Origin of the sequence: Brevundimonas sp. NIBR10 (assembly GCF_027912515.1) — a bacterium.
Lineage (GTDB): Bacteria > Pseudomonadota > Alphaproteobacteria > Caulobacterales > Caulobacteraceae > Brevundimonas.
Genome location: NZ_CP115464.1, coordinates 819770 through 830894, shown reverse-complemented (window position 1 = coordinate 830894; position 11125 = coordinate 819770). Strand labels below are relative to the sequence as shown.

The window sequence follows — 11125 nt, the reverse complement described above, 5'->3', positions numbered from 1 at the left end:
GGGTCAGTTCCGGAGCGGGAGGGTGAGAGGATCGGTGACGGGAGAGACGTGGAAGACGAGCGGGGCGCCCGTGACGGCGGCGAGAGCCGCCGCATCGACGCCGGGCGCCATCTTGCGGACGATGAAGGCCTCCCCGGCCGGGTCGAGCACCGCCAGGTCGGTATAGATGCGATGCACGATGCCTCGGCCGGTCGCCGGCATCGTGAGCGCATCCACCAGCTTGGGTCGCCCGTCATGGGTCAGATGGGTGCAGATGATCCGGACGCTTCGCGCGCCCAGGGCCAGGTCCATCGCCCCACCCACGCCGGGGACGCCGCCCTGGCCTGTCGACCAGTTAGCCAGATCGCCGCTCGCCGACACCTCAAAGGCGCCCATGATGCAGATGTCGAGGTGACCGCCGCGGATCATGCCGAAGCTGTCCGCGTGGTGGAAATACGAACCGCCGGCGAGCAGGCTCACGCTCTTCTTGCCGGCATTGATGAGGTCGCGGTCGTCAGTCCCCGCCGCAGGGCGGGGCCCCATGCCGAGAATGCCGTTCTCGCTGTGAAGGACGATCTCGATCCCGCCGGGAAGGACATCGGCGACGCACTCCGGTCGCCCGATGCCGAGGTTCACATAGGCGCCGTCGGGGATGTCGCGCGCCGCCAGGGCCGCGGTCTGGTTCAGAGTCCAGCCTGTCGCCATGACGGCCTCCCGAGTTCGTCAAGATGATCGCTCTCGCTGACCGGGTTCTCGACGCACACGATCCGGTCCAGATAGACGCCCGGCGTGACGACGGTTTCGGGATCGATCTCGCCGAGCGCGACGGTGCGGCGCACCTGGGCGACCGTGACCCGGGCCGCCGTGGCCATGATGGGCGCGAAATTCCGGGCGGACTTGTTGTAGGTCAGATTGCCCCATCGGTCGGCGCACTCGGCCTTGATCAGCGCCAGATCGGCGAAGAGGGCGTCTTCAAGCACATGAGGACGGCCCCGATAGTCCCGGACCTCCTTGCCCCGGCTGATCTCAGACCCGGCCGCTGTCGGGGTGAAAAAGGCGGGTATCCCCGCCCCCGCCGCCCGGATGCGTTCGGCGAGCGTCCCCTGGGCGACCACTTCAAGCTCAATCCTGCCCGCCTGGTAGAGCTCGGTGAACACGAAGCTGTGCGAACTCCTGGGATAGGAACAGATCATCTTGCGCACCCGGCCGGCGGCGAGAAGCGCGGCCAGGCCGATGTGGCCGTTACCCGCATTGTTGTTGACGACCACCAGATCGCGCGCCCCCTGGTCAATCAGGGCATGGATCAGCTCGGTCGGGCTGCCGGCCTCGCCGAAGCCGCTGATCATGACGGTTGCGCCATCATGAACATGGCCGACCGCTTCCGCGGCCCCGGAGACGCGCTTGTCGATCACGGACGATCAGGCCCGGGGCCCTCGACAGGCCCCTGACCCAGCCTGGCGTAACGGGCGAGGTGGTGATCCTCGTCGCCGAGCTGTTGATCGATCATGATCAGGCGTTTGGCGAAATGGGGCAGCGGCAGCTCCCAGGTCATGCCGATGCCGCCGTGCAGCTGGATGGCCTCCTCGGCGACCAGGGCGCCGGTCCGTCCAACCGTATATTTGGCCGCGGAAGCGGCGCGGTCCCGGGCGAGAGCCGGACCCTCCAGCGCCGCGGCGGCGTTGATCACCGCAGACCTCGCCTGTTCGATTTCCAGCAGGACGGTCGCCATCCGGTGCTGCAGGGCCTGGAAGCGGCCGATCGGCGCGCCAAACTGGACACGGGTCTGCAGATAGTCGACCGTCGCGGCCCGGGCCGTTTCCATCGCCCCGAGCGCTTCCGCAGAGAGGGCCAGCAAGCCCGCCGCCGTGGCTCCGGCGATCAGGGCCGCGCCCTCGCGAGCGATCAGGGCGTCCGGTCCCACAGACACCCTGTCGAACCCGACCTCCGCCGCCCGGCCGCCATCGACCAGGCTGTAGCCCCGCACCGTCAGGCCCGCCGCATCTGCGGGAACCAGGAACAGCGACGGCTCGGCGGCGCCCGGCAAGACTGCCGGGACGACCAGCAGATCGGCCGCCCCGGCGTGCAGGACCACCCCCTTGGCGCCGGTCAGGCTCCAGCCCGCGTCGCCCGGCGTCGCGGTCAGGACCGAGGCCAAGCCATCCGCGTCGCGGGCGTCTTCGTGGGCGAAGGCGATCAGAACCTCGCCCGCGATCACCCTGGCGAGAAGATCCTGACGGCCGCCCGCTCCGGCGAGGACGCGTCCGGCCATCAGGGTTCCCAGGAAGGGTTCGACCACGAGCGCGCGTCCCAGGGCCTCGAAAACGACCATGAGGTCGAACCCCTGGCCGCCGAAGCCCCCGGACGCTTCATCGAACAGCGCGCCGATGACCCCCAGCTCGGCCAGGTCGCTCCAGGTCCCGGCGCTGTAGCCGATCGGTCCGAAGGCGGCGTCATTGCGCCGCTCGATCGGATACCGGTCGGCGAGATAGCGGTTCAGGGTGTCCGCCAGCATCTGGCGGTCTTCGGTATGATTGAAGTCCATCGTCAGAGGCCCAGGATCGCTTTGGAGATGATGTTCTTCTGGATCTCGTTGGAGCCGCCGAAGATCGAGAGCTTGCGATTGTTGAAATAGCTGGACGCCGCCGCGGCGCCTTCGGGCGGGCCGACCGGCTCCCCGTTCCAGCCAGGCTCCAGCGCCTCGGGCTGATACGGCTGGGCATAGGGGCCGAGCGCGCGGCGCAGCAGGCCTGTGATCTCCTGGCGAATCTCGGTTCCCTTGATCTTGAGCATGGAACTTTCGGCCCCGGGCGCGCCTCCGCCGGCCACCGCGGCGATGACCCGCAGGTTCGTGGTCTTCATATTCTCAAGATCAATCTCGATGCGCGCCATCCGCGCCGCGAACAGGGGATCGTTCACCATCCCGAGCCGTCGCGCGACGGTCGCAAGCCGCTCGAACGCCGCCACCGAGGCCCCGACGCCCGCGATGTTGGTGCGCTCGTAGGTCAGCAGATATTTCGCATAGGTCCAGCCCCGGTTCTCCTCACCGACGCGGTTCGCCACGGGGACGCGAACATCGGTGAAGAAGACCTCGTTGACCTCGTGGGCGCCGTCGAGGGTGATGATCGGCCGGACCTCGACGCCGGGTGAGGTCATGTCGATCAGAAGGAAGGAGATGCCCTCCTGTCGCTTGCCCTCGGTCGAGGTGCGCACCAGACAGAAGATCATGGTCCCCCACTGGCCCAGGGTGGTCCAGGTCTTCTGGCCGTTGACGACATAGTGGTCGCCCTCGCGCACGGCGCGTGTCTGGACGTTGGCGAGGTCGGACCCGGCGCCCGGTTCGGAATAGCCCTGCGACCACCAGTCCGAACCGTCGAGAATGCGCGGCAGCCAATACTGCTTCTGGGCCTCGGAGCCGTATTTGATCAACACCGGGCCGAGCATATTCACGCCGAACGGCACGATGCGCGGCGCATGGGCCAGGGCCGCTTCGTCCTCGAAAATCGAGCGTTGGACGACGTCCCAGCCGGGCCCGCCCCAGGCGACCGGCCAATGGGTGGCAAGCCATCCCCGGGCATTGAGAACAGCATGCCAGCGTTCGTGATCGGCCTTCTGCAGGTGGCGCCCCGTGCGCACGGCCTCCGCCAGATCCGCCGGCAACTCCGCCTTGAGGAAGGCGCGCACCTGCTCGCGGAAGGCGGTCTGTTCAGCGGTATAGGACAAATCCATCGGGGGCCTCAGGCGATTTCGAACAGACCGGCGGCGCCCATGCCGCCGGCGATGCACATCGAGGCCACGACATAGCGCGCGCCGCGGCGACGGCCCTCGATCAGGGCGTGACCCGCGATCCGGCTGCCGGTCATACCGAACGGGTGGCCCACCGCGATGCCGCCGCCGTCGACGTTGAGAAGCGCCGGATCGATGCCCAGGGCGTCGCGGCAGTAGAGCACCTGACTGGCGAAGGCCTCGTTGATCTCCCACAGACCGATGTCGGCCACGCTCAGCCCGGCGCGCTCCAGGAGCTTTGGAATGGCGAAGACCGGACCGATGCCCATCTCGTCGGGCGCACAGCCCGCGACCTGGAAGCCGCGGTAGACGCCGAGGATCGGCAGGCCTTCGCGCTCGGCGGCGGCGCGATCCATGACGACCTGCGCCGAGGCCCCGTCCGAAAGCTGACTGGCGTTCCCGGCCGTGACGAAGCGGCCCTGCTGGACCCACTGGCCATCGCGCCAGACCGGTTTCAGGGCCGCCAGACCTTCCGGCGTCGTATCCGCGCGAACGCCTTCGTCCGAGGACAGGGTGACCGTCTCGCGGCCGGTCACCGATCCGTCTTTCGCCAGAAGGTTCTTTTCCACGGTCAGGGGCACGATCTCGTCGGCGAAACGTCCCTCGGCGAGCCCGGCGGCCGCGCGTCTGTGGCTTTCTGCAGCATAGGCGTCCTGGTCTTCACGGCTGACGCCATAGCGTTCGGCGACGATCTCGGCGGTCTCGATCATCGGAATATAGGCTGTCGGCTCGGCCGCGATGACGGCCTGAGACCGGTTGCGCCAGGTCGAGGCGTGGGTGTTGACCGTGAGCGAAATCGACTCGCATCCGCCCGCCACCGCGACGTCGATGTCATTGGCGATGATGGATCGCGCGGCCAGGGCCAGCGCGGTGAGGCCTGAACCGCATTTCCGGTCCAGGGTGAAGGCCGGCACGCTCTGCGGCAGGCCGGCGGCGTGGACCGTCAGTCGCCCGAGGTTATAGCTCTGGGTGCCCCACTGGTTGCCGGCCCCGAAGAACAGATCGTCGATCCGCGCCGGATCGATGCCGGCGCGCGCGACCGCCGCCCTCACCGCATGGGCCGACAGAACGGGCGCCTCGGTGTCGTTGAACGCGCCGCGGTAGGCGCGCCCTACGGCGGTCCTCGCGGTCGAAACGATGACAGCCTCGCGCATTGCCAGTCCTCCCCATGGCCGCGCCTGAATGCACGCGGTCCCGTTTTCGCTGCGGCGACGCCGCACGATCCGATTGTTCGCCGCTCGTGCTCCGGAGCTTCCGGGACCGACCGCCGCAGTTATTGACTGCCTGACAATAAACCGGCAAGCAAGGAAATCAATTAATGGGGTAATAATATGAGAGCCTACCGGATCGGTCAGATCGTCCCCAGTTCCAACACGACAATGGAAACCGAAATTCCCGCCCTGTTGCGGGCGCGTGAGGCGATCCGCCCGGAGCGCTTCACCTTCCATTCGAGCCGGATGCGCATGCAGAAGGTGGTCAAGGAAGAACTGGCGGCCATGGACGCCCAGAGCCTGCGATGCGCGGCCGAGCTGGCCGACGCGCGTATGGATGTGATGGGCTACGCCTGCCTGGTGGCGATCATGGCGACTGGCCTGGGCTACCACCGCGAAAGCGAGACAAAGCTCACCGAGGCCAGCACCGAGGTGGGCGGCCCCTGCCCCATCGTCACCTCCGCCGGCGCCCTGATCGACGGCATCCGGCTCCTTGGAGCCCGGAAAATCTCGATTATCACCCCCTATATGCGCCCGCTGACGGACCTGGTCGTCGCCTACATCCGCAATGAAGGCATTGTCGTCCAGGACTCCATCGCCCTGGAGATTCCGGACAATCTCGAGGTCGGCGCCCGTGACCCCATGGCGTTGCTCAAGGACGTCGAACGCCTTGATGTGACGGGCGTCGATCTGGTCGTGGCCTCGGCCTGCGTCCAGATGCCGTCCCTGCCCGCGCTGGAGCCGTTGCAGGACCGGCTCGGCCTGCCCGTGACCTCGGCGGCGGCCTGCACGGTGCGCAAGATGCTCGACAGTCTGGGCCTGGAACCGGTCGCTCCGACTGGCGCCGCCGTGCTGGGAAAGGCGGTGCGTGTGGCCGCTTGACGGCGGTGTTTTATTGATCCACCATCAATAATGAAGCGACCGAAATGTCGGCGCGGTGGGCGAAAGCCTGGACCCAGGGAGGGTTATCATGACGACCGGAGTAAACACGCCCGCGCGGCGCGCGGCTTTCGCTCGCCTGCTCAAGGGCACGGCTGCGGCTGGAGTTCTCACCATGGCGGCGTCGCTTTACGCCCCGGCGGCCCTGGCGCAGACCGCGCCCCCGCCGCCCTCCGACCCCCAGACGGACGGCGCCTCCCTGCTCGATGAGGTCGTCGTCACAGCGCAGAAGAAAAACCGCGCCGAAGAAGTCCAGTCCATCCCGATCGCGATCACCGCGGTCAACGCCGCCCAGCTCGACGCCCTGAACGTTGTCACCCTGCGCGACCTTGGATCGATCGCGCCCAATGTCGCCCTCGAACCGAACGGGTCGGCCAAGGGGGTGGCCAACTTCACCATCCGCGGCATCGGTGCCAACTCCTCCATCGCCTCGGTGGAGCCCACGGTCGGGACCTTCATCAACGGCATCTACCAGGGGGTGAACGGCGGTGTCGTGCTCGACGCCTTCGACCTCGACGGCGTCGAGATCCTGCGGGGTCCCCAGGGCACCCTGTTCGGCCGAAACGTCACCGGCGGCGCCGTGCTCCTGCGCACGGGGCGGCCGACGGCGGAGTGGCAGGGCGCCATGCGCGCCTCGGTCGAGACCGGTCCGCAATATACCGTGGCCGCCACGGTCGGCGGACCTGTGATCGGCGACTATGTCCTGGCCAAGCTGACCGCCTACCACAAGGATGACCGCGGCTGGTTCCACAACGACGCCACCAACAGCCAGTTCGGCGAGGAACGAACGACCTTTGTGCGCCCGACGATCGTCATCGATCCCCACAACGGCCTCAGGCAGACATTCATCTATGACCACCTGACCACGACCGGCGACGGGGTGCCGACGCGCAACATCAATGCGAACCGCAAATTCCAGCTGACCCTGAACAATCCCGGCTTCACCGATGTGAAGAGCGACGCCTTCACCTCCGAAACGACGCTGGATGTGCCCTTCGGCAACGGCGTCATCACCAATCTGTTCGGCTATCGCGCCCTTGACCAGAAGACCGGCACGGATCTGGACTCGACCGCCAATACGATCAGCCATTCGCTGGCGACCGTCTACCAGAGCCAGTACAGCAACGAACTGCGCTACGCCGGGACCTTCTTTGACCGCTGGGACCTGACCGTCGGCCTGTACTATTTCGAACAGGACATCCGCACCTTCGACCGGCGGGACCTGGGTCCGCCGCTCGCCCCGCTCGGCCGGTTCACCACCGGCGGCGGACACATCGACCAGTCCAGCTATGCCGCCTTCACCCAGAGCGACATCCGCCTGACGGACTCGCTCACCGCGACCCTGGGGCTGCGCTATTCGCACGAGACCAAGTCCGCTCAGGTCGCCCTCACCTCCGCGGCCGCGCCCTGCGACTTCTTCGCCGAAACCTGTAATTTCAACACCGCCGGCGCGCTCACCGGTGAACGGGACTGGCATGCGCTGACCCCGAAGATCGGCCTGCGCTGGCAGGTCCAGCCCGGCGTCATGATCTTTGGCTCGTACAGCGAGGGGGTCCGCAGCGGCGGTTACAACCTGCGTCGGTCCAATCCGATCGATCCGGGGGTCTATGACCAGGAACGCCAGAAGACCTATGAGCTGGGCCTGAAGTCGGGCTGGCTCGACAGGACCCTGAGGATCAACCTCACCGGCTTCTACAACGACATCGGCAATATGCAGCGGGATTCCAACACCCAGGGCCCGACCGGGCCGGTGCAGATCCTGTTCAATGCGGTCGACGCCGAAATCTACGGGGCCGAAGGCGAGTTCATCTATGCGCCGACCCGCGCCCTGCAGCTGAACGCCAACTTCGGCTACACCCACGGCGAATACACGGACGTGCGTCTGGATCTCAACGGCAACGGCGTCATCAACGAGGCCGACTACGCCCTGAAGATCCCTCGCCTGTCGCCGTGGACCTACAACGTCGGCGCCACCTACACCGGCGACGTCGCCGGCGGCCAGCTCAGCGCCCATGTCGATTACGGCTACCGCAGCGGCTCGTTCGGCAACGAGGCCAACTCCACCATCTTCGTCCCCTACCGCAATCTGAACGCCAACCTGACCTGGGACGCCCCGGGCGGGATCTGGTCGGCCTCGCTCTACGGCCGAAACCTCGGGGACCATGAGCAGAACGGGGCCTCGGTCCCGGTCGTCACCAATGTCGCTTACTACTACACCATCCAGAAAGGCCGTCAGCTCGGCATCGAGTTGAACGCGAAATTCTAATGAATGCATCAGCGCCCACGGCGGGCCTGCGGGGGTCGGGATGGAATCCCGACCTCCTTCCCGCCGGCACCAAGGTCGAGATCCAGCGCCTGACGACGGCGGACGGCGCCCAGGCGACCGGCTGTCTCTACAGCCGGGGCGGCGAGAAGACCGTCGCCTTCATCATGCACCCCCGGGAGATGACGCTCACCTTCTACGCCATTCCGTACTTGCTGGAGGCCGGGATCGCCTGCTGGTCGCAAGGCGCCCGGACAACCGGGAATGATTTGCGGCTCGAGCACGAACTCGCCATCCAGGACGCAGCAGCCGGCATCGCCTTCCTGCGGGAGCGCTTCGAAAGGGTTCTGAGCCTGGGCGTCTCGGGCGGCGCCAGCCTGATCGCCTTCTATAATCAGCAGGCCCTGCTCGCGCCCGACGCCCGTATCGCCCGCACCCCCTCCGGGCGACCGACCAAACTGAACTTGGCGACCATGCCCGCCCTCGACGGCTTCATGTTCATCTCGCCCCATCCGGGACAGGGCAAGCTGCTGTTGAACGAGATCGACCCCTCCGTCGTCGACGAGACGGACGCCCGTTCGATCGATCCCGACCTGTTCCCCTTCAGCCCGAAGAACGGCTACGCCCGGCCTCCCGAGGGCGCCCATTACGATCCGGACTTCCTGGCCCGTTACCGCGTCGCCCAGCGTCGGCGCGTGGAGCGGATCGACGCCTTCGCCCTTGAGAAGGTCGCCGAAAAACAGGAGGCCCGCAGCCGCCTGAAGGCGGGGACCGCCACGCCTCTGGACCGGATCGTGGCGGCGCATCAGCCGATCTTCCAGGTCTGGCGCACCGATGCCGATCCTCGATGCTTCGATCTCTCTCTCGATCCTTCCGATCGCTCCTTCGGCTCCTTGTGGGGACCGGATCCGTTCGCCTCGAACTTCGGCGCGGTCGGCTTCGGCCGGGTCTGCACGCCGGAGAGCTGGCTCTCGACCTGGTCGGGCGTCACCTCCAACGCCGCCTTCGAAAAGACCGGCGGCGCCATCCATCAGCCGGTGATGATGATCGAGATGACGGGCGACAACTCGGTCTTCCCCTCCGATCTTGACGGGATCTTCGCCAGCATCGGCTCGGCGAACAAGCAGCGCGCAAAGGTGCGCGGCAATCACCACGGCCTGGCCCTCACGCCCGGCGAGACCAGCGGACAGACCCTCGCCTGCAATCTTCTGACCGCCTGGATCGAGGAGACGTTCAAATGACCCAGGACACGGCTCGCGTCGACAGGGTCGCCCGGCCGATGCCCGGCGTCATCTACCCCGACCCTGTGAGGCTGGCGAAATACCTGTCCGCCGGCGAGTTGCCCCGCCGCGGCCTGATCGACGGGCTGATGGACAGCTTCACGCGAAACGCGGACCGCGCCGCGCTCTGGTACGAGGGCGAAACCGTCACCTATGCCGATCTGGACGTTCGCAGCGATCGTGCGGCCGCAGGCTTTCTGGCCCTGGGCATGAAGCCGCTGGACCGCGCGCTTTTCCAGATGCGGAATTCGCCGGAATTCTACGTCGCCTTCATCGGCTGTCTCAAGGCCGGCATCATCCCGATCTGCTCGCTTCTCGCCCATCGCGAGCACGAGATCGAATATCTGGCGACCGAGGGCCACGCCCGGATGCACCTCGTCGACGGGGACGATCCCAGATTCGATCTGGTGGCCTTCGCCAGAGCCGTGCAGACCCGCACGCCGACGCTCAAATTCATCGTCGCGGCCCGCGGAGCTCCCGCAGCCGACATCACACGCCTTGACGCCCTGACGGAGGCCCAGACGCCCGAGGCGGCGCGCGCCACCGTGGCCGCGGTGCCCCGCGATCCGTTCCAGGTCGCGATCTTCCAGCTGTCCGGGGGCACCACCGGAGTGCCCAAGATCATCCCGCGGTTCCAGAACGACTATCTCCTGAACATGACGCTGACGATCGAGCGGCTCGGTTACCGGGCCGACGACACCATGTTCATCGCCTATCCCCCCATTCACAACGCCGCCATGGGCTGCTGCTGGGGCCCCACCCTGCTGGCCGGCGGAACCGTGGCCATCGCCTCCGAGCTCAGCGGCGAGAGCTTCGCCCGCCTCATCACGGACGCCCGTCCGACCTGGATCGCCCAGCTGATCAGCGGGCTGACGCCCTATTTCCAGCAGGCCCAGGCCCTGGGCGCCGATTTCTCGAGCGTGCGCGCCCTGTGGCAGGCGGGCTCGACGGAAATGGCGGAACAGGCCCGCGCCTGGCTCGGCGTCCCGACCTGGCAGATGTTCGGGATGACCGAAGGGCTGAACCTCTATCCGCGGACGGGCGACCCGGAGGACGTCTGGAAGACCACGCTCGGCCGGCCGTTATCGGACTGGGACGAGGTCGTGATCCTCGAGCCGGAAGGATCGCGTGAGGTTCGCGACGGCGAGGTGGGCGAGATGGCCTGCAGAGGCCCCTTTATCGTGCCCGGGTATTTCAACGCCCCGGCGCGGAACCGCGAAGCCTTCACCGAGGACGGCTTTTACCGCAGCGGGGACCTGATGAGCCGGGTCCGGATCGGCGGGCTCAGCTACTTCCGCTACGAGGGTCGCCTCAAGGACGTCATCAGCCGGGGCGGAGAAAAGATCAACGCCGCGGAAGTCGAAGGCGTCCTGCTCCGACACCCTGCGGTCATGCATGCCGCGGTCGTCGCCTATCCCTGTCCCCGGATGGGCGAGCGCGCCTGCGCCATGATCGTGCTCAAGGCCGATGCGCCCGGGTTCGATCTTGCGGAGCTGCAGCGGTTCTTCGGCGCCGTCGGCGTCGCCAAGTTCAAATGGCCCGAACGCGTGCAGACCGTCGCGGCGCTGTCCCTGACCAAGGTCGGCAAGATCGACAAGGCGGCCATGAAGAAGGCCGTCATCGCGGCCCTCGAGCAAGAGGGGCAGGCGGCCGCATGAGCCCTTCACCGT

General features: G+C 67.1%; 9 protein-coding genes. 4 read left to right on the top strand and 5 right to left on the bottom strand.

The features are described 5' to 3' along the window. Positions 1 to 3: 3 nt before the first annotated feature. From O5K39_RS03980 to O5K39_RS03960, 5 genes are read right to left on the bottom strand one after another with little or no spacing between them, the layout of a single operon-like run. Positions 4 to 684 (bottom strand): 3-oxoacid CoA-transferase subunit B, encoded by a 681-nt coding sequence (locus tag O5K39_RS03980; protein ID WP_271145991.1) that lies wholly within the window; start codon positions 682 to 684, stop codon positions 4 to 6. Further along, a complete protein-coding gene (locus O5K39_RS03975) occupies positions 663 to 1391 on the bottom strand; it encodes a 3-oxoacid CoA-transferase subunit A (RefSeq protein ID WP_271145990.1) in 729 nt (242 codons plus the stop codon). Before O5K39_RS03975 ends, O5K39_RS03980 begins: the two co-directional genes overlap by 22 nt. Then, positions 1388 to 2521 carry an acyl-CoA dehydrogenase family protein gene (locus O5K39_RS03970; protein ID WP_271145989.1) on the bottom strand — a complete coding sequence of 378 codons (1134 nt, stop codon included), beginning with the start codon at positions 2519 to 2521 and terminating at the stop codon, positions 1388 to 1390. Before O5K39_RS03970 ends, O5K39_RS03975 begins: the two co-directional genes overlap by 4 nt. A gap of 2 nt (positions 2522 to 2523) precedes the next feature. Next, entirely contained in the window at positions 2524 to 3705 is a 1182-nt protein-coding gene (locus tag O5K39_RS03965; RefSeq protein ID WP_271145988.1) for an acyl-CoA dehydrogenase family protein, read from the bottom strand. A gap of 8 nt (positions 3706 to 3713) precedes the next feature. Then, positions 3714 to 4916: a thiolase family protein gene (locus O5K39_RS03960; RefSeq protein WP_271145987.1), complete on the bottom strand. Its 1203-nt coding sequence runs from the start codon at positions 4914 to 4916 to the stop codon at positions 3714 to 3716. A gap of 225 nt (positions 4917 to 5141) precedes the next feature. Here O5K39_RS03960 and O5K39_RS03955 point away from each other — a divergent pair, with 225 nt between their 5' ends. The 4 genes from O5K39_RS03955 (at position 5142) to O5K39_RS03940 (ending at position 11113) form a co-directional block, all read left to right on the top strand. Next, entirely contained in the window at positions 5142 to 5855 is a 714-nt protein-coding gene (locus O5K39_RS03955) for an Asp/Glu racemase (RefSeq protein WP_271145986.1), read from the top strand. Positions 5856 to 5943: 88 nt separating this feature from the next. Then, positions 5944 to 8178, top strand: coding sequence for a TonB-dependent receptor (locus O5K39_RS03950; RefSeq protein WP_271145985.1), 2235 nt, complete (start codon positions 5944 to 5946; stop codon positions 8176 to 8178). Continuing rightward, entirely contained in the window at positions 8178 to 9416 is a 1239-nt protein-coding gene (locus tag O5K39_RS03945) for a hypothetical protein (protein WP_271145984.1), read from the top strand. Before O5K39_RS03950 ends, O5K39_RS03945 begins: the two co-directional genes overlap by 1 nt. Next, positions 9413 to 11113, top strand: a complete 1701-nt coding sequence (locus O5K39_RS03940) for an AMP-binding protein (protein ID WP_271145983.1) — start codon at positions 9413 to 9415, stop codon at positions 11111 to 11113. Before O5K39_RS03945 ends, O5K39_RS03940 begins: the two co-directional genes overlap by 4 nt. The last annotated feature ends 12 nt before the right edge of the window (positions 11114 to 11125 follow it).